The organism is Kribbella shirazensis (assembly GCF_011761605.1).
Taxonomy (GTDB): domain Bacteria; phylum Actinomycetota; class Actinomycetes; order Propionibacteriales; family Kribbellaceae; genus Kribbella; species Kribbella shirazensis.
The window spans coordinates 8,010,602-8,030,151 of record NZ_JAASRO010000001.1 but is presented as its reverse complement, the minus strand read 5'-3'; the positions used below and the strand labels follow the sequence as shown (position 1 = coordinate 8,030,151).

General features: G+C 68.9%; 14 protein-coding genes. 12 read left to right on the top strand and 2 right to left on the bottom strand.

Annotated features, from left to right (window positions below; all coding sequences use genetic code 11):
• Nucleotides 1-83 precede the first annotated feature (83 nt).
• A complete protein-coding gene (locus BJY22_RS38255) occupies nt 84-4,946 on the top strand; it encodes an NAD-glutamate dehydrogenase (protein ID WP_167216814.1) in 4,863 nt (1,620 codons plus the stop codon).
• A gap of 34 nt (nt 4,947-4,980) precedes the next feature.
• Here the strand turns inward: BJY22_RS38255 and BJY22_RS38250 are convergent, their stop codons facing one another.
• The gene (locus BJY22_RS38250; protein ID WP_167216812.1) at nt 4,981-5,400 is read right to left on the bottom strand and encodes a hypothetical protein; all 420 of its coding nucleotides are present in this window, start codon (nt 5,398-5,400) and stop codon (nt 4,981-4,983) included.
• Nucleotides 5,401-5,410: 10 nt separating this feature from the next.
• Complete coding sequence (locus tag BJY22_RS38245; RefSeq protein ID WP_167216810.1) at nt 5,411-6,148, bottom strand: GntR family transcriptional regulator; 738 nt, start codon at nt 6,146-6,148, stop codon at nt 5,411-5,413.
• A 142-nt stretch (nt 6,149-6,290) separates the two neighbouring features.
• Here BJY22_RS38245 and BJY22_RS38240 point away from each other — a divergent pair, with 142 nt between their 5' ends.
• The 11 genes from BJY22_RS38240 to BJY22_RS38190 all read left to right on the top strand — a co-directional run bounded on the left by BJY22_RS38240 (nt 6,291) and on the right by BJY22_RS38190 (nt 19,519).
• The gene (locus BJY22_RS38240; protein WP_167216808.1) at nt 6,291-7,277 is read left to right on the top strand and encodes a Gfo/Idh/MocA family protein; all 987 of its coding nucleotides are present in this window, start codon (nt 6,291-6,293) and stop codon (nt 7,275-7,277) included.
• Between the two features lie 14 nt (nt 7,278-7,291).
• Nucleotides 7,292-8,176: a sugar phosphate isomerase/epimerase family protein gene (locus BJY22_RS38235; RefSeq protein WP_167216806.1), complete on the top strand. Its 885-nt coding sequence runs from the start codon at nt 7,292-7,294 to the stop codon at nt 8,174-8,176.
• 34 nt (nt 8,177-8,210) lie between these two features.
• Entirely contained in the window at nt 8,211-9,236 is a 1,026-nt protein-coding gene (locus BJY22_RS38230) for a 5-dehydro-2-deoxygluconokinase (protein WP_167216804.1), read from the top strand.
• 1,601 nt (nt 9,237-10,837) lie between these two features.
• Nucleotides 10,838-11,716, top strand: a complete 879-nt coding sequence (locus BJY22_RS38225) for a Cgl0159 family (beta/alpha)8-fold protein (RefSeq protein WP_167216802.1) — start codon at nt 10,838-10,840, stop codon at nt 11,714-11,716.
• 42 nt (nt 11,717-11,758) lie between these two features.
• Nucleotides 11,759-12,670 (top strand): 5-deoxy-glucuronate isomerase, encoded by a 912-nt coding sequence (gene iolB, locus BJY22_RS38220; RefSeq protein WP_167216800.1) that lies wholly within the window; start codon nt 11,759-11,761, stop codon nt 12,668-12,670.
• Nucleotides 12,667-14,580, top strand: a complete 1,914-nt coding sequence (gene iolD, locus BJY22_RS38215) for a 3D-(3,5/4)-trihydroxycyclohexane-1,2-dione acylhydrolase (decyclizing) (RefSeq protein WP_167216798.1) — start codon at nt 12,667-12,669, stop codon at nt 14,578-14,580. The genes iolB and iolD overlap by 4 nt, the downstream gene beginning before the upstream one ends.
• Nucleotides 14,580-15,473 carry a TIM barrel protein gene (locus BJY22_RS38210; RefSeq protein ID WP_167216796.1) on the top strand — a complete coding sequence of 298 codons (894 nt, stop codon included), beginning with the start codon at nt 14,580-14,582 and terminating at the stop codon, nt 15,471-15,473. The genes iolD and BJY22_RS38210 overlap by 1 nt, the downstream gene beginning before the upstream one ends.
• 82 nt (nt 15,474-15,555) lie before the next feature.
• Nucleotides 15,556-16,551, top strand: a complete 996-nt coding sequence (locus BJY22_RS38205; RefSeq protein ID WP_167216794.1) for a sugar ABC transporter substrate-binding protein — start codon at nt 15,556-15,558, stop codon at nt 16,549-16,551.
• A 9-nt stretch (nt 16,552-16,560) separates the two neighbouring features.
• Nucleotides 16,561-17,607: an ABC transporter permease gene (locus BJY22_RS38200; protein ID WP_167216792.1), complete on the top strand. Its 1,047-nt coding sequence runs from the start codon at nt 16,561-16,563 to the stop codon at nt 17,605-17,607.
• Nucleotides 17,604-18,509 (top strand): ATP-binding cassette domain-containing protein, encoded by a 906-nt coding sequence (locus tag BJY22_RS38195; RefSeq protein ID WP_167216790.1) that lies wholly within the window; start codon nt 17,604-17,606, stop codon nt 18,507-18,509. Before BJY22_RS38200 ends, BJY22_RS38195 begins: the two co-directional genes overlap by 4 nt.
• Nucleotides 18,506-19,519, top strand: coding sequence for a Gfo/Idh/MocA family protein (locus BJY22_RS38190; protein ID WP_167216788.1), 1,014 nt, complete (start codon nt 18,506-18,508; stop codon nt 19,517-19,519). The genes BJY22_RS38195 and BJY22_RS38190 overlap by 4 nt, the downstream gene beginning before the upstream one ends.
• Nucleotides 19,520-19,550 lie beyond the last annotated feature (31 nt).

Sequence of the window (19,550 nt, the reverse complement as noted above, 5' to 3'; positions counted from 1 at the left end):
GGTGGACTAATCTCTGAGTGACCGCACAATGTCGTGCGGTCCGGCGCGAGCGACGCCGACGTCACGTGTGGAGACGGTGGGGAATGCAGAGCAAGCTGGACGTCCTGAAGGCCGATGTGATCGCGAAGGCGGTGGCCACGGGAACACATGGGCACGACAAAGTGGTCGACCCGGTCAAGCTGAAGACCTTCCTCGAGCAGTACTACCGGCACGTGGCTGCCGAAGACGTCGCCGAGCGCCAGCCGAACGACTGCCTGGGTGCCGCACGGCACCACTACAAGGCCGCGATGTCCCGTCCCCAGGGGACGGCGAAGGTCCATGTCTTCACGCCGACGCTCCAGGAGCACGGCTGGTCCGCGAACGGCCGGACCGTGGTCGAGATCGTCATCGACGACATGCCGTTCCTGGTGGACAGCGCCTCGATGGCGATCACCGAACGCAACCTCGAGCTCCAGCTGCTGATCCACCCGCAGTTCGTGGTCCGCCGCGACGTCGCCGGCACGCTGCAGGAGGTGCTGGACGACACCACGGCCGCGGACGGGCACGACCTGGTTCGCGAGAGCTGGATGCACCTGGAGATCGAGCGGGTCGCCGACGTCGCCGAGCAGCGCGCCCTCGAGCAGGCGCTGCAGAAGGTGCTGAACGACGTGCGCGAGGCGGTCGAGGACTGGCCGAAGATGCACGAGAAGGCGGTCAGCATCGCGGTCGGGCTGGACGACGCGGACCTGCCGGTGTCGGAGAGCGAGGTGGAGGAGGCCCGCGAGCTGCTGGAGTGGCTGGCCGACGAGCACTTCACCTTCCTCGGCTACCGCGAGTACGACTTCTTCATGGAGGGTGAGCAGGGCATCCTGCGCGGCCGTGCGGGGACCGGGCTGGGCATCCTCCGGCCGGACCCGAAGCCGGGCTCCGGCAAGCTGCCGCCGGAGGTGAGCGCCAAGGCGCAGGAGCGGAAGCTGCTGATCCTGACCAAGGCGAACTCCCGGTCCACGGTGCACAGGTCGACGTACCTGGACTACGTCGGCATCAAGCAGTTCGACGAGAACGGCGACCCGGTCCGCGAGTGCCGATTCATCGGTCTGCTGTCGTCGACGGCGTACACCGAAAGCGTCATGCAGGTCCCGGTACTGCGTCGTAAGGCGCTGGAGCTGTTCCGCCTGACCGGCTTCGACCCGAACAGCCACAGCGGCAAGGGCCTCCTCGACGTACTGGAGACCTACCCGCGTGACGAGCTGCTGCAGGCACCTGTGGAGGACCTGCTGCCGATCGTGCAGTCGGTGCTGCACCTGCAGGAGCGGCGCGCGGTCAAGCTGTTCGTACGGCGTGACGTGTACAACCGGTACCTGTCCTGCCTGGTCTACCTGCCGCGTGACCGTTACACGACCGCGGTCCGGCTGCGCATGCAGCAGATCCTGAAGGACGCCATCGGCGCCGAGACCGTGACGTACGCCGCCTACGTCACCGAGTCCGTGCTGGCCCGGGTGCACTTCGTGGTCCGGATGAAGCAGGGCGAGACCGTCGGCGAGTACGACGCGGAGATGCTCGAGCAGCAGGTCATCGAGGCGACCCGGGCGTGGGAGGACGACTTCACCGCGGCGCTGCACGCCCAGGGCGGCGACGGCGCGGTCACCAAGCTGTTCCGCCGGTACGCGCAGGCGTTCCCGGAGGCGTACAAGGAGGACTTCGACGCGCGCGTCGCGGTCAACGACGTACACATCCTGGAAGGGCTGCCGGCCGAGAACGGTCTGGCCATGTCGCTCTACAGCCCGATCGACGAGGAGTGGGAGGGTGAGCGCCGCTTCAAGGTGTTCCGCACCGGGTCGTCGCTGTCGCTGTCACAGGTCCTCCCGCACCTGAGCGCGATGGGCGTGGAGGTCGTCGACGAACGCCCGTACGAGATCCGCCGCGCCGACGGCACGATGGCCTACATCTACGACTTCGGGCTGAAGGTGCCGGACGACACCGAGGAGCGCGAGGACCTCCGCAGGCTGTTCTCCGATACGTTCCAGGCGGTCTGGGAGGGCCGGGCGGAGTCCGACAAGCTCAACGCGCTGGTGCTGCGCGGCAACCTCAGCTGGCGGCAGGTGTCGATCCTGCGCGCCTACCAGCGCTACATCCGCCAGGGCGGTACGCCGTTCAGCCAGGACTACATCGAGAACACCTTCCTGAACCACGTCGACGTGGCCGGTCTGCTGGTGCAGCTGTTCGAGACCAGCTTCGATCCGGCGCGCGGGCCGGCCGACGACCCGGACCGGGTGATGCGGACCGACCAGCTGGAGAAGGAGATCCTGGCCGCGCTGGACACGGTGCAGAGCCTGGACGAGGACCGCATCCTGCGTTCGTACCTGACGGTGATGAAGGCGACGCTGCGGACCAACTACTTCCAGCCGGGGCCCGACGGTCGGCCGCGCTCGTACATCTCCCTCAAGCTGGAGCCGAAGGCGATCCCGGAGCTGCCGCAGCCGCGGCCGGCGTACGAGATCTTCGTGTACTCGCCGCGGGTCGAGGGTGTGCACCTGCGGTTCGGTGCCGTCGCGCGCGGCGGGCTGCGCTGGTCCGACCGGCGCGAGGACTTCCGCACCGAGGTGCTCGGCCTGGTGAAGGCGCAGATGGTGAAGAACTCGGTGATCGTGCCGGTCGGCGCGAAGGGCGGGTTCTACGCCAAGCAGCTGCCCGACCCTTCCCACGACCGGGACGCGTGGCTCGCCGAAGGCGTCGCGTCGTACAAGACCTTCATCTCCGGGCTGCTGGACATCACCGACAACATCGTTGCCGGGGACATCGTTCCGCCCGCTTCGGTGGTGCGGTACGACGGTGACGACGCCTACCTGGTCGTCGCCGCGGACAAAGGTACGGCGACGTTCTCGGACATCGCGAACGGCGTCGCGAAGGAGTACGGGTTCTGGCTGGGCGACGCGTTCGCGTCCGGCGGCTCGGTCGGGTACGACCACAAGGCGATGGGCATCACCGCCCGCGGCGCGTGGGAGTCGGTCAAGCGGCACTTCCGCGAGATGGGCCACGACTGCCAGCACGAGGACTTCACCGTCGTCGGCGTCGGCGACATGTCCGGTGACGTGTTCGGGAACGGGATGCTGCTGTCGGAGCACATCCGGCTGGTCGCGGCGTTCGACCACCGGCACATCTTCCTCGACCCGTCGCCGGACGCGGCCGCCTCGTTCGCCGAACGGCGGCGGCTGTTCGAGTTGCCCCGGTCGTCGTGGGCGGACTACGACGCCTCGCTGATCTCCGCCGGTGGCGGGGTGTTCCCGCGCACCGACAAGGCGATCCCGATCTCGCCGGAGGTTCGCGTTGCGCTCGGGATCGAGGGGAGTCCGGCGAAGCTCACCCCGGCCGAGCTGATGAACGCCATCCTGAAGGCGCCGGTCGACCTGTTCTGGAACGGCGGCATCGGCACCTACGTGAAGTCCAGCAGCGAGTCGAACGCGGACGTCGGCGACAAGGCGAACGACGCGATCCGGATCAACGGCTCCGAGCTGCGCGCTCGCGCGGTCGGCGAGGGCGGCAACCTCGGCTTCACCCAGCTCGGCCGGATCGAGTACGCCGCGGCCGGCGGGCGGATCAACACCGACTTCATCGACAACGTGGCCGGTGTGGACACCTCCGACCACGAGGTGAACATCAAGATCCTGCTGGACAAGGTGGTCGCGGACGGCGACCTGACCGAGAAGCAGCGCAACGACATCATCGCGTCGATGACCGACGAGGTCGGCGCGCTGGTGCTGAAGAGCAACTACCGGCAGAACATCGCGCTCGCCAACGCCGGCGCGCAGGCGGCCGCGCTCATGCACGTCCACCAGGACTGGGTACGGCGGCTGGAGAAGCAGGGCCTGCTCGACCGGGAGCTCGAGTTCCTGCCCAGCGTCACGGAGTTCAAGCGGCGCAAGGCCGACGGGCGCGGACTGACCTCGCCGGAGCTGTCGGTGCTGATCGCGTACACCAAGATCGTGATGGAAGCCGAGCTGCTGAAGACGTCGCTGCCGGACGACGGGTTCCTGGCGCACAAGCTGGCCAGCTACTTCCCGAAGGCGATCCAGGAGCGGTTCGCCGACCAGATCCAGAGCCACCAGCTGCGCCGCGAGATCATCACGACCCAGGTCGTCAACGAGTTCGTGAACACGTCCGGCGTCACGGCGTACCACCGGCTCTCGCTGGAGACCGGCGGGACGGTCGAGGACGTCGTACGGGCGAACCTGGCCGCCTCGCGGATCTTCTCGCAGCCGGAGCTGCTGACCCGCAACGCCGAGCTGGACAACGTGGTCGACGCCGAGACGCAGACGCACATGCGGCTCGAGACGCGCACACTGGTCGAGCGGGCGACGCGCTGGCTGGTCTCGAACCGGCGGCCTCCGGTGGACATCGAGGAGCTCATCGAGTTCTTCGGGCCGGGGATCGCGAAGCTGACGGCGGCGTTGCCCGACGTACTGCGGGGTCGTGAGCTGGCCCTGTTCGAGCAGCGGCGCGAAGCCCTTGTGCAGAAGGGTGTTTCGGAGGACTTCGCGACCCGGATCGCGGTGCTGCCGCCGGCGTACGCGGGTCTCGGGCTCGTGGAGACGGCGTCGCGCGACGACATCGACATCCTCGAGATCGCCAAGGTCCACTTCGCGCTGGGCGAGCGGCTGCAGCTCGGTCGCTTCCTGGAGCGGATCATCGGCCTGCCCCGCACCGACCGCTGGCAGACGATGGCCCGCGCCGCCCTCCGCGACGACCTGCACCAGGTGCACGCCCGCCTCACCCGCCAGGTCCTCGCCACCACCGACCCGACGGCTGACCCCGAGGATCGCGTCATCACCTGGCAGGACCAGAACGCCACCGCCCTGTCCCGTGCCGCCACCATGCTCGAAGAAATCGTCGACACCGAAGGCCCCGAACTGGCCCAACTCTCCGTAGGCCTCCGCCTGGTCCGAACCCTGATCGCCAACCAGGCCTGACGTCCCGGCAGCTGGGTGGCCTCGATCCACCCAGCTACGGGCGCCACCCATCCCACCGCCTACGCAACTCAGGCACGAGCGCCCTGAGGTACTCCTTGGCGTCAGCTGCCGTCCGCATCGGCAACGGGAGCCCGACGCTCCAGACACCCCACGTCCGATCGTCCGGCGCCTCGGCTTCCTCGAACCGTGCCTCGGTCTCCGACTGCCAGACCAGACCGGCTCGACTGTCGTCCGGAGCGATGACGTAGGCGTCGCCGTAGGTGTCGGGCTGTGTGAGGAAGTCGGTGATCATCCCGAGCTGGAACCCGTCGACCTGTGCCCCCTCGACCACCGGAAAGCCGTAGTACGCGGGTGCTCCCTCAGGAGGGGAGATGAAGGCGGGGAGTTCCGGGTCGGCGCTGGTCGCGGCGGGATCCGTTGCGATTGGCCTGGTCACCGGGCGTTCGTCGTTCATCGTGTCAGTGTCACCGTTCGGAGACGACGACGTCGACCGAGTATTGGTCGGCTCGGTAGCAGTGGTTGCCGTATTCGACGGGGGATCCGTCGGCGGCGTAGGCGGAGCGGGTCATGGTGACGAGTGGCTCGGCCTTGGACATGTGGAGGGTGCGGCGTTCCTCGGCGGTTGCGTTGCGGGCTCCGATGCGTTGGCGGGCGACCGTGGGGCGGATGCCGCGGGCGCGGAGTACGGCGTACAGGCCGTCGTTCGTGAGCTCCTCGAGGGTGAGGTTGTTGAGGGCCGGAGGCAACCAGTTGCGGAGGATCGCGAGCGGCAGGTCGTCGGCGTACCGGAGCCTGACGATCGACACCAGCGGAGTACCGGCCGGGACCTCGAGTACGGCGGCGGCGCGGTCGTCCTGCGCCGCGCAGTCCAGCGCGAGCACCTCGGTCCGCGGCGTCCGCCCCTCGCGCGCGAGGTCGTCGTACAGGCTGGTCAGCTCGGCCTTGCGGTGCACCATCTGGTTCGCGACCGTGGTGCCGATGCCGCGGCGGCGGACCAGCAGCCCCTGGTTGACCAGCTCGGAGATCGCCCGGCGCACAGTCGGGCGGGACAGGTTGAGCCGGTCGGACATGCCGATCTCGTTCTCGAACGGGTCGCCCGGCCGCAGCTTGCCCTCGGTGATGGCAGCGGTCAGCTGCTCGGCCAGCTGGTGGTACAGCGGTACCGGGCTGGACCGATCGAGCTGGATCGGCAACGCGTTCATGGGCGGATAGTACCTGCTCATGTTCATACGTGAGAATGTGTTAACAAAGTATTGACACCCCCGGCATCCGCCCGGAAAGCTGACGAGCAACCAGCGCGCCACCGGGGCTGTGGCGCGCCCGTACTCGAGAGAGGCTGCGTGGATGCGGATCGGGTTGGTCGGGGTCGGGCGGATCGGGGCGTTCCACGCCGCGACGCTGAAGGGCTTGCCGGCGGTGGATCAGGTGGTCGTCGCCGACGCGGACCCGTCCCGGGCCGAGGTGGTCGCGAAGGATCTGGGCATCGCGTTCGCGCCGGACGTCCCGGCGCTGCTCGCGTCCGGGCTGGACGGTCTCGTCATCGCGGCGGCGACCTCGGCGCACGCCGAGCTGATCGCGGCGGGGGTCTCGGCCGGCGTACCGACGTTCTGTGAGAAGCCGGTCGCGCTCGACCTCGCGGAGACCGAGCAGGTGCTCGCGCTCGTCGAGGCGTCATCGGTGCCGGTACACATCGGTTTCCAGCGCCGGTTCGACGCCGGGTACCAGGCGGCGCGGTCGGCCGTGGAGTCGGGTGAACTCGGGTTCGTGCACCACATCCGGGCGAACACGAACGACGCCGCCCCGCCGCACCGCGAGTACATCCCGCAGAGTGGCGGATTCTTCCGCGACTGCACGGTGCACGACTTCGACATCGTCCGGTACGTCACCGGCCGCGAGGTGGTCAGCGTGTACGCGACCGGGGCGAACCGCGGTGAGGCGTTCTTCGGTGAGTACGGCGACGTGGACTCGGCGGCGGCGCTGCTGACGCTGGACGACAACACGTTCGTCGCGGTCAGCGGGACCCGGTACAACGGCGCCGGGCACGACGTACGGATGGAACTGCACGGCAGCCTCGGCTCGCTCGCGGTCGGGCTCGACGCGCACACCGCGCTGCGCTCGGCCGAGCGCGACGTCTCCTTCCCTGACGGTCGGCCGCACATGACCTTCATGGACCGCTTCCAGCCGGCGTACGTCGCCGAACTGACCGCTTTCACCGAGGTCGCCGCCGGCACCCGTGAGGTGCCGTGCACGGTCCGCGACGCGCTCGCCGCCTTCCGGATCGCCGACGCCTGCGAACTGTCCCGCCGCGAAAACCGCATCGTCACCCTCTGAGAGGGGTCACTGGTATGACTGAACTTGCTGCCCGTATCGCCGGTGCCCCGATCTCGTGGGGTGTGTGCGAGGTTCCCGGCTGGGGCTGGCAGTACGACGCCGAGACCGTCCTCGCCGAGATGCGGACGGTCGGACTGGCCGCGACCGAGTTCGGGCCGGACGGGTTCCTGCCCGACGACCCGGCGGACAAGGCGAAAACCCTGGCGGACGTGGGTCTTCGCGCCGTCGGCGGATTCGTGCCGGTCGTGCTGCACGACCCGTCGCACGATCCTGCTCCGGAGGTCGCCGCCGCGCTCGAGGGGTTCGTCGCGGCCGGTGCCGGGACGCTGGTCCTCGCCGCGGCGACCGGCCAGGACGGGTACGACGACCGGCCGGTACTGGATGCCACCGGGTGGAGCACCTTGCTCGCCAACCTGGACAAGCTGTCCGCGCTGGCGGCTGATCGGGGCGTGCTGGCGACCGTTCACCCGCATGTCGGCACGATGGTGGAGAACGACGCCGACGTGTCGCAGGTACTGGAGGGCTCGTCGATCGGGCTCACGCTCGACACCGGCCATCTGCTGATCGGCGGTGTCGACCCGGTGGCGTTGGCGGTGGAGCACACGGCCCGCATCCGCCACACGCACCTGAAGGACGTCGACGCCGCGTGGGCCGCGCGGGTGCAGTCCGGCGAGGTGACGTACACGGACGCCGTACGCGCCGGGATGTACCGCCCGCTCGGGGCCGGCGACATCGACATCACCACGATCGTCAGCACACTGGAGAAGTCCGGGTACGACGGCTGGTACGTGCTGGAGCAGGACACGATCCTGCAGGCGCGCCCGGCGGACGAGGGGCCGGTGGTCGACGTACGGGCGAGCATCGCGCACCTGCAGTCGATCGCGGCGGGGCTCGCATGACCGCCGGCGGGACCCGCGGGGATGGGATGGTCTGATGGTGGACGACGTACTGACGATCGGGCGGATCGGGGTCGACCTGTACCCGCTGCAGATCGGGACGCATCTGGAAGATGTCACCTCGTTCGGGAAGTTCCTCGGCGGGAGCGCGACGAACGTAGCGGTGGCGGCGGCGCGGCACGGGCGGAAGTCGGCGGTGATCAGCCGGACGGGGAACGATCCGTTCGGGACGTTCATCCACCGCACCCTGCGTGAACTCGGCGTCGACGACCGCTTCGTCACCCCGGTCGACGGCCTGCCGACACCGATCACTTTCTGCGAGATCTTCCCGCCGGACAGCTTCCCGCTGTACTTCTACCGCTTCCCGAAGGCCCCCGACCTGGTCATCAACCCGTCCGAACTCGACCTCCAGGCGATCCGCGACGCCCGCATCTACTGGTCCACGGTCACCGGCCTGTCCGCCGAACCGTCCCGCTCGGCTCACTTCGCCGCCTGGGAAGCCCGCGGCCGCAAAACAGGTACACCGCCCGCGCCCGCACCCACCGGCTCCGAAGCAGGCGCCCGATTCGACACGGAAGCCGTGCCCGGCACCGGAGCCGGGTTCACGGTGCTCGACCTCGACTACCGTCCGATGTTCTGGGCGGATCCGAGTGAGGCGCACGAGCAGGTGTCGCGCGCGCTGGAGTACTGCACGGTTGCTGTCGGCAACCGTGAGGAGTGTGAGGTTGCCGTCGGCGAGACCGACCCCGACAAGGCCGCCCAGGCGCTCCTCGACCGCGGCCTCGAGCTGGCCGTCGTGAAGCAGGGCCCACGCGGCACCCTCGCCCGGACCCGCGACGAGCGCGTCGAGGTCCCGCCGTACCCGGTCGAGGTCGTCAACGGCCTCGGCGCCGGCGACGGTTTCGGCGGCGCCCTCTGCCACGGCCTGCTCGCCGGCTGGCCCCTGGAGAAGATCATCCGCTTCGCCAACACCGCCGGCGCGATCGTCGCCTCCCGCCTCGAGTGCTCCACAGCGATGCCCACAACCGCCGAAGTCCTCTCGCACCTGGGAGACCAGTCATGACCTCCCACGACGAAGACCAGTACTCCGAAGACGCCCGCCCCATCCCCATCCAGCGCCCCCAGCCCCACCCCACCCAGGACCCCGACGCCACAGTCCTGACCCCAGCCCCCAACGACCCCACCGTGGTCACCCCCCGCCCCCACAGCCCCGCCCCCCACCCAGGAACCACCGCCACACCCCGCCCCCAAAGCCCAACCTCCCACCCGGGAACCACTGCCACTCCCCACCCGAACAGCCCAGCCGTCCCGCGCCGCGACGCCCCAGCTGCGCACGCGCCGAGCCCCCACAACCGCCCTGTGGCTGACCCCCGCCCCGACGACCCGACGGTGATCAAGCCACGCCCGGCCGGTCCGGCCGCGCCGCGCCCGAATGATCCGGCTGCGCCGCGCCGCGACGATGCCGCTGCGCACGTGCCGAGTCGTCACGACCGCCCCGTGGCCGAGCCGCGTCCCGACGATCCAACGGTGATCGCGCCGCGCCCGGCCGAGTCACGTCCCGACGACCCGACGGTGGTCACGCCGCGTCCGGGCGGTCTGGCCGTGCCGCATCCCGCCGACCCGACTGCGCACGTGCCGAGCACCCACGACCGACCCGTGGCCGAGCCTCGCCCCGACGACCCGACTGCGCGTGTGTCGGGCGCGCACGACCGACAGGGGGTAGAGCTGCGGCCTGACGATCTGACGGCGGTCGCGCCGCGTCCAGGACACTCGGACGCGCAGCGCCCGGGCGGACTGGGTGGGCCGGGTGCTCGCGATTCGGGTGTGGCTGGGGCGGGTTCTGGGGATTCGGAGCGGGCCGGGGTGGTCGGGCCGGATGATCCGACCGTTATCTCGACTTCGGCCGGGCTGGGGGGAGGCGTGGACGATCCGACGGTCGCGGTACCGCGCACCGGCGTACCGTCGGCAGCACCTGACGGGCAGACGACTGTCATTCAAGAACTGAACCTCCCGGCGGAGCAGACCTCAGACGCGGACCAGTCGAACGGCACGGACGTTCCACCTGGCCACCAGGTCAGTGGTCAGACCGTGCGCGGAGAACAGCGCGCGACGTTGGCGCCTGCCCGGACCGAATCCCAGACGGCCTCCGACGAGCCCACTCCGGCCAACGCCGAGGCAGACTCAACAGAACCGGCGCGCGCGATGTCGAACGCCTCAACAGCATCGAGCCCGGGTGCGGGAGTGGAGCCCACCAACCGAGTGGGATCAAGTGCTGCGGCCGAAGATCTGGGCAACCTGGCGGGATCGAGCGCTGGTGCGGCTGAAGAGCCGAGCACCACCGCAGAGCCGAGCTCTGGCGCAGGCGAGGAGGCGAGTTCCTTCGCGGAGTCGGGGTCTGGTGAGGGCGAAGGTGCGAGTTCGCTCGTGGAGTCGGGGGCTGGTGTGACCGGTGGCTCGAGCGGTCTGGCCGAGTCCGATCTTGGTGTGGGCTCGGATGCTCTCGCGGGTTCGAGTTCTGGTGTGGCAGCTGACCCGAGCAGCCTTGCCGGGGCGGGTTCTGCTGGGGATGGCGAGCTGACCGCACTTGCGGAGTCGGGCTCTGGTGAGGCTGATGTGCAAGCTGGTGTGAAGGCACGGGGGGAGTGGGATGAGGTCAGGGAGCGGTTGGGAGAGTTGACGGAGGTTCGGGTTCGGCATCCGGAGCGGGTGGTCGAGGGGTGGTTGCAGCGGCGTACTCGGGCTCTGGTGGGGGATGACGGGCGGCTGTTGATCGTGGCTGCTGATCATCCGGCGCGTGGGGCGTTGGGGGTGCGTGGGGATCGGATGGCCATGGGCAGTCGGGCTGATCTGATTGCGCGGCTGATGATCGCCTTGCAGCGGCCGGGTGTGGATGGGGTGCTGGCTACTCCGGACGTGTTGGAGGACCTGCTGCTGTTGGGCGCTTTGGAAGGCAAGGTCGTCATCGGGTCGATGAACCGGGGCGGTCTGCAGGGTTCGGCGTTCGAGTTGGACGATCGGTTCACGGCGTACCGGACCGCGGACGAGATCGCCGCGCGGCGGCTCGACGGCGGGAAGATGCTGACGCGGATCGATCTCGCGGACCCGGGGACCGTGGCGACGTTGGAGAGCAGCGCCGCCGCCGTGACCGGACTGGCTGAGCACAAGTTGATGGCGATGGTGGAGCCGTTCTGGTCGACGCGCGGTGCGGACGGGCGCGTCACGAACCTGCTCGATCCCGACTCGGTGATCAAGTCGATCCAGATCGCGTCCGGTCTCGGTGCGACGAGTGCGTACACCTGGCTCAAGCTGCCCGTGGTGGACGAGCTCGATCGGGTGATGGAGGCAACGAGTCTGCCGACGCTCCTGCTCGGCGGCGATCCGACGGGTGCGCCGGAGGAGACGTACGCCGCGTGGGGCAAGGCGCTCGAACTGCCGTCGGTGCGTGGACTGGTGGTCGGACGGGCCCTGCTGTTCCCGCCGGACGGCGACGTGGCCGCGGCAGTCGACCACGCTGCGGACCTCGTCCACGGCGGCACCGCATGATCGGCCGGCGGATGGTTGGGCTTCTGACGAAGGGCACGTGGAATGACTGAGTGGGTGCGGCCGGCCGGGAGCTCGGCGCGTGACGGATTCGAGGTGGCGGTGCGGCCCGGCGAACCGGAGTGGCATCACAGCGGCCTGCTGGTACGGACCCTGCTGCCCGGACAGTCCGTCGAGATCGACACCGGCGACTGTGAGTACATCGTCCTTCCGTTGAGTGGTTCGGCCGAGGTGATCGTGGACGGAGAGGCGGTCCCGCTCGGCGGTCGCGCCGATGTGTTCGCGGGACCGACGGACCTCGCGTACGTGCCGCGCAACTCGACCTTCGCTGTGGTCAGTGCCGGCGGCGCCCGGATCGCCTTCCCGCATGCGAAGGCGGCCGCGGATCACCCGTTCCGGCGGATCGGTGCCGACGAGGTGGAGACGGAACTGCGCGGCGCCGGGGTGGCCTCCCGCCAGGTCCGCAACTTCGGTACGCCGGGAGTCCTCGACGCGGACTCGATCATCGCCTGTGAGGTGATCACACCCGCCGGGAACTGGTCGTCCTACCCGCCGCACAAGCACGACGAACACAAGCCCGGAAAGGAGAGCGAGCTCGAGGAGATCTACTACTTCGAGCTGCAGCTGTCCGACGACGTCCCGGAAGGTGTCAAGGGCAACGACCCGATCGGGTACCAGCGGGTCTATGGCACCGACGAGCGCCCGATCGACGTCCTGGCCGAGGTACGCAGCGGTGACGTCGTGCTGGTCCCGCACGGGTGGCACGGCCCGGCGATGGCCCCACCCGGCTACGACATGTACTACCTGAACGTGATGGCCGGCCCCGGCACCGAACGCCAATGGCTGATCACCGACGACCCGCAACACGCGTGGGTCCGCGAGCTGTGGAACTCCCAACATATCGATCCGCGCCTGCCTTTCGGGGAAGCTGAGCCTTTCGGAGGAGAACAGTCATGACGGTGCGTCTCACGGTCGCGCAGGCGATGGTGCGATTCCTGAGCGTCCAGTACTCGGAGCGGGACGGGGTCCGGCAGCGCCTGATCGCGGGCTGTCTGGGCATCTTCGGGCACGGCAACGTGGCCGGGGTCGGCCAGGCGCTGCTGCAGTCCGAGCTCGAGGACCCGAAGGCGTTGCCGTACATCCTGGCCCGCAACGAGCAGGCCATGGTGCACACCGCGGCGGCCTTCGCCCGCACCCGTGACCGGCTCCAGACCTACGCCTGCACGGCGAGCGTCGGCCCGGGCTCGACCAACATGGTGACCGGAGCGGCCCTCGCGACGATCAACCGGTTGCCGGTGCTGATCCTCCCTTCGGATGTGTTCGCGACCCGGGTGGCGACACCCGTGCTGCAGGAGCTGGAGAGCTACGGCGCCGGTGACGTCTCGGTCAACGACGCGTTCCGCCCGGTGTCGAAGTACTTCGACCGCGTCTGGCGGCCCGAACAGTTGCCGTCGGCACTGATGAACGCGATGCGCGTGCTGACTGATCCGGTCGAGACCGGCGCGGTGACGCTGGCGCTGCCGCAGGACGTCCAGGCCGAGGCGTACGACTGGCCGGAGGAGCTCTTCGCCGAGCGCACCTGGTACGTCGCCCGCCCCTTGCCCGAGGCATCAATTGTCGACAAGGCGGTAGATCTCCTACGGTCCGCGCAGCGCCCGCTGATCGTCGCCGGCGGCGGTGTGCACTACTCGGGTGCGGAGGACGCGTTGCGCGAGTTCGCCGAGCGGACCGGCGTACCGGTGTCGGAAACCCAGGCAGGTAAGGGATCGCTGCGCTACGACCACCCGCAATCGGTGGGCGCGGTGGGGTCGACCGGGACCACGGCAGCCAACGCGCTGGCCCGGGACGCCGACCTGGTGATCGGGATCGGGACCCGCTACAGCGACTTCACGACGGCGTCGCGGACGGCCTTCCAGAACCCGCAGGTGCGGTTCCTCAACATCAACGTCGCGCGGTTCGACAGTGGTAAGCATGCCGGCCTCCCAGTGGTGGCCGATGCGCGGGAAGCCCTTGTTTCGTTGGGATCCGCGCTCGGCGAGTGGTCCGTGGATGCCAAGTACACAGCCGAGGCCCAGGAACTCACAAGGAACTGGAACGGAACTGTGGACGCAGTTTTCCGGCCCTCCCCCGACGTGACCGCGCAACTGGCCGAAGGACTGCTGACCCAGGGCGAGGTGATCGGCGCCGTCAACGAATTGTCGGCGGCGTCTGATGTGGTTGTCTGCGCGGCCGGCTCGATGCCGGGCGACCTCCACAAACTGTGGCGGACGCGCGACCCGAAGGGATACCACGTCGAATATGGCTTCTCCTGCATGGGCTACGAGATCGCCGGCGGACTCGGTGTCCGGCTCGGCGCACCGGATCGCGACGTGTTCGTCCTGGTCGGCGACGGGTCGTACCTGATGATGTCCAGCGAGCTGGCCACCGCGGTCCAGGAGAACCTCAAGATCATCGTGGTCCTGGTGCAGAACCACGGCTTCGCGTCGATCGGCGCGCTCTCGGAGTCGCTCGGTTCCCAGCGGTTCGGAACTGCGTACCGCAAGCGCACGGGCGACGGCCGCCTCGACGGCGACTACCTGCCCGTCGATCTGGCGGCGAACGTCCGGAGCTTCGGTGTCGACGTGATCGACGTGCACAGCCGTCCCGAGCTGGAGAAGGCGATCCAGACCGCGAAGGCAGCCACGGGTCCGATCGCGATCCACGTCACCACCGACCCGATGATCGGCGGTCCGGACAGCGATTCCTGGTGGGACGTCCCGGTGAGTGAGGTGTCCGAGCTGCAGTCCACTCAGGCAGCCGCGGCGTCGTACGAGGACAGCAAGAAGGCCCAGCGTCCGTATCTGGCGCCGCCCGAGGGGGACAGCTGATGGGCAGAGTAGACATCGGTACGGCGCCGGACTCGTGGGGTGTGTGGTTCGCCGACGACCCGCAACAGACATCGTGGACACGGTTCCTCGACGAGGCCGCCGCGGCCGGGTACACGCGGATCGAGCTCGGTCCGTACGGCTATCTCCCGACCGACCCGGTGCGGTTGAAGGACGAGCTCGACCAGCGCGGCCTCACGATGACCGCCGGTACGACGTTCGAGCAGTTGCACCGCCCCGACGGGTGGGACGCGACATGGCGCGACGTGGTGAGGACGGCCGAGCTGACGGCGGCGATGGGCGCGAAGCACTTGGTCGTCATGCCGTCGATGTGGCGTGGTGACAACGGCGAGGTCGTCGAGGAGCGGTTGGACCACGAAGGGCAGGTCAGGCACGGACAGGCGGTGACCGAGCTGGGTCGCTGGCTGGCGGAGGAGTTCGGGCTACGGACGCAGTACCACCCGCACGCGGATGGTCATGTCGACACCCAGGACACCGTCGAGCGCTTCCTCGAGGAGACCGACGGCACGTTCGTGAATCTGTGCCTCGACACCGGTCACATCAGCTACTGCGGCGGCGACAACCTCGAGCTGATCCGGACGTACCCGGACCGGATCGGCTACGTCCACCTGAAGCAGGTGGATCCGAAGATTCTCGCGGACGCGGAGGCCGACGGGATCGGGTTCGACGAGGCGGTACGGCGGGGCGTGATGTGCGAGCCGCCGAACGGCGTACCCGAGCTGCCGCCGGTCCTCGACGCGCTGGCCGCGCTGGACGCCGACGTGTTCGCGATCGTCGAGCAGGACATGTACCCGTGCAGTCCCGACGTACCGCTGCCGATCGCGGAGCGGACGCTGGCGTACCTGACCGCATGTGGAGGTGGCGGATCGAGATGACGGCCAGGAGAGTGTGACACTCTCTGGTCCCACGCAAGTCCGCGGAGTGGCCGCGGAACACCTGAAAGGCTGGTAGCAAGTCATGGTTCGGTGGCACAAGAAGGCGGGCGCCGCGGTCGCGGCTCTCGCGCTCGCCGCGGCGCTGGCCGCGTGCAGCGACTCCGGCGGTAAGCAGGAGGAGCAGAGCTCCGGCGGCAGCGGCGGCAACGTCGCCGACACGCCGCGTATGAAGGTCGCCCTGATCACCCACTCGGGCCCTGGCGACACCTTCTGGGACATCGTCCGGCGCGGCGCCGAGGCAGCCGCGAAGAAGGACAACATCGAGCTGCAGTACTCCGCCGATCCCGACGGTGCGGCCCAGGCGAACCTCGTGCAGACCGCGATCGACTCCAAGGTCGACGGCATCGCGGTCACGCTGAACAAGCCCGACGCGGTGATCCCGAACGTCAAGAAGGCGATCGCGGCCGGCATCCCGGTGACCGTCCTGAACGGCGGCCTCGACCAGTGGAAGTCCAGCGGAGCGCTCGGGTACTTCGGCCAGGACGAGCGGATCGCCGGTCAGGCGACCGGTGACAAGCTCAAGCAGCTGGGCGCGAAGAAGGTCATCTGCGTCATCCACGAGCAGGGCAACGTCAGCCTGGAGGCGCGCTGCCAGGGTATCAAGGACAAGTTCGGCAGCGTCGAGAACGTCAACGTCAACGGCACCGACCAGCCCGGGACGCAGGCGACCCTGACCTCGAAGCTGCAGGCCGACAAGACCGCCGACTATGTGGTCGCGCTGAACGCGGGCATCGCGCTGACCGCGGTTCAGGCGGCCAAGGACGCCGGCTCGTCGGCGAAGATCGGCAGCTTCGACATGAGCAAGGAGATGGCCAAGGCGGTCAGCGACGGGACCGTGCAGTTCGCGGTCGACCAGCAGCCGTACCTGCAGGGTTACCTCGCGATCGACGCGATCTGGCTCTACAAGACCAACGGCGACACGATCGGCGGTGGCGAGGCGACGCTGACCGGGCCGGCGTTCATCGACAAGTCGAACATCGCGGCGGTCCAGAAGTACGCCGAAGCCGGGACGCGCTGAGGTAGCGCCATGGCATCGACCATCACCTCACCCGTCTCGGCGGACGACCGCGTCTCCGCCCGGTCCCTCGGCGCCCGGCTGCTGAGCCGGCCGGAGATCGGGTCGCTCGTCGGCGCGGCCGTGATCCTGGTGTTCTTCGTGATCGCAGCGCCGCCGTTCCGCGACATCAACAACACCGGCACGATCCTGTACCAGGCCGCGCTGATCGGTGTGATGGCGGTGCCGGTGTCGCTGCTGATGATCGGCGGCGAGTTCGATCTCTCGGCCGGGGTCGCGGTGACGACGTCCGGCCTGACCGCGGGCATCTTCGCCTACCAGTTCAGCCTGAACGTCTGGGTGGGCATGCTCGTCGCGCTGGCGCTCTCGCTCTCGATCGGAGCGTTCAACGGCTGGCTGCTGATGCGGACGGGCCTGCCCAGCTTCCTGGTGACCCTGGGCACCTTCTTCATCCTGCAAGGGCTGAACATCGCGGTCACCCGGCTCACCTCCGGCGCCGTCGCGTCGAACTCGATCGGCGACATGGACGGGTTCGGCGCGGCGAAGGCGGTGTTCGCGTCGGAGTTCAAGCTGGGCGGCGTGACGATCAAGATCATCATCGTCTGGTGGATCGTGTTCGTCGCGATCGCCGCCTGGGTGCTGCTCAAGACCCAGATCGGCAACTGGATCTTCGCGGCCGGCGGTGACGCGGCGGCCGCGCGGGCGGTCGGCGTACCGGTGAAGAAGGTCAAGATCGGTCTGTTCATGGCGGTCGGGTTCTTCGCCTGGTTCGCCGGTATGCAGCTGCTGTTCGTGCAGAACGGCGTGGTGCAGTCGGGGGAGGGCGTCGGCAAGGAGTTCCTGTACATCATCGCGGCGGTCGTCGGCGGATGCCTGCTCACGGGCGGGTACGGGTCGGTGGTCGGCGGCGCGGTCGGTGCGCTGATCTTCGGGATGGTCCAGCTGGGCGTGGTGTACGCCGGATGGAACCCGGACTGGTTCAAGGCGTTCCTGGGCGCGATGTTGCTGCTGGCCACCATCGTCAACCTGGTCGTCAAGAACAAGGCGGAGGCACGATGACGACGACGAACTCGTTCGCGGACGAGGCCACGACCAGCCCGAACGCGCCGATCGTGCTCCTGGAGGACGTCGGCAAGAGCTACGGCAACATCGAGGCGCTCCGCGGAGTGTCACTGGCGGTGCGGCAAGGCGAGATCACCTGCGTGCTCGGCGACAACGGCGCCGGTAAGTCGACGCTGATCAAGATCATCGCCGGTCTGCACGACTACACGGCCGGCCGGATGTCGGTGAACGGCGAGGAGCGGCACTTCTCCTCGCCGCGGGAGTCGCTGGACAGCGGCATCGCGACCGTCTACCAGGACCTCGCGCTGGCGCCGCTGATGTCGGTCTGGCGGAACTTCTTCCTCGGCAACGAGATCACCAAGGGCCCGTTCCGGCAGCTCGACGTGGCGAAGATGAAGCGGATCGCCCAGGAGGAGCTGACGAAGATGGGGATCTCGATCCCCAACCTCGAGCAGCCGGTCGGCAAGCTGTCCGGCGGTCAGCGGCAGTGCGTGGCGATCGCGCGGGCGATCCATTTCGGCGCCAAGGTGCTGATCCTGGACGAGCCGACGGCGGCGCTCGGGGTGAACCAGTCCGGCGTGGTGCTGAAGTACGTCGTGAAGGCGCGCGACGCCGGGATCGGGGTCATCTTCATCACGCACAACCCGCATCACGCGTACCTGGTCGGCAACCACTTCGTCGTCCTGAAGCTGGGCCGCGTGGCGCTCGACACGCACCGGGCGGAGATCACGCTGGAGCAGCTGACGACCGAGATGGCCGGCGGGTCCGAGCTCGAGGCATTGAGTCACGAGCTGCGGGAGATCGATCCTGGAGTGGTCGTGGAGCCGCCGGCAGGAGCCTCGGGGCGCCCGGCCGACGCGGTGCCGGACGATGACGAGAAGGGGCAGAAGGAGACATGAGCGAGCTGCGGGTCGGCGTCGTGGGCGTAGGTGTGATGGGCGCCGACCATGCCGAGCGGCTGGTGCGGAAGACGGCGGGCGCGCGCCTGGCCGCGGTCTCCGATGCCGATCAGGCGCGGGCGGAGGCGCTCGCGGCCGGCCTGTCGGGTGGTGTCCGGGTCGTCGCGGATCCTCTGGAGCTGATCGCCGCTGACGACGTCGACGCGGTGATTCTCGCCTCGCCCGGATTCGCGCACGCGGAGCAGCTGTTCGCCTGCCTGGAACACGGGAAGCCGGTGTTGTGCGAGAAGCCGTTGACGATGGACGCGGCGTCGTCGCTGCGAGTGGTCGAGGCCGAACACAAGCTCGGGCGGCAGCTGATCCAGGTCGGCTTCATGCGGCGGTTCGATCCGGAGTACGCCGCCTTGAAACAGCTGCTCGACGCGGGCGACCTCGGACGGACGTTGCTGCTGCACAACGTGCACCGGAACAAGACGTCCACACCGTCGTTCCGGAGCGAGATGATCGTGCGGGACTCGATGGTGCACGAGGTGGACGTCACCCGGTGGTTGTTCGGCGAGGAGATCACGCGCATCACCGTGCACACCCCGAAGCCGACGAGTCTGGTCGCCGACGGCGTACTCGATCCGCAGCTGGCGGTGTTCGAGCTGGCCGGCGGTGCGATGGCCGACGTGGAGGTGTTCGTGAACTTCCAGGTCGGGTACGAGGTCCGGTGTGAGGCGGTTGCCGAGCGCGGCAGCGCGACGATCGGGCTCGGCGCCGGCGTGTTCACGCGGGCCAACGAGCGGTGGGGCGGTGCGATGCCGGCTGACTTCCGGGTCCGGTTCGAGCAGGCGTACGACATCGAAGTACAGCGCTGGGTCGACGCGACCCTGCGCGGTGAGATCGACGGGCCCAGCGCGTGGGACGGATATGCGGCGGCGGCCGTCTGCGAGGCCGGTCTGGAGTCGCTGAGCAGCGGCAAGCCGATCGACGTTGCCCTGGCCGACCGCGGCGAGGTCTTCGCATGAAACAGGAAACACCCCCTGGCAGTGAGGAAAC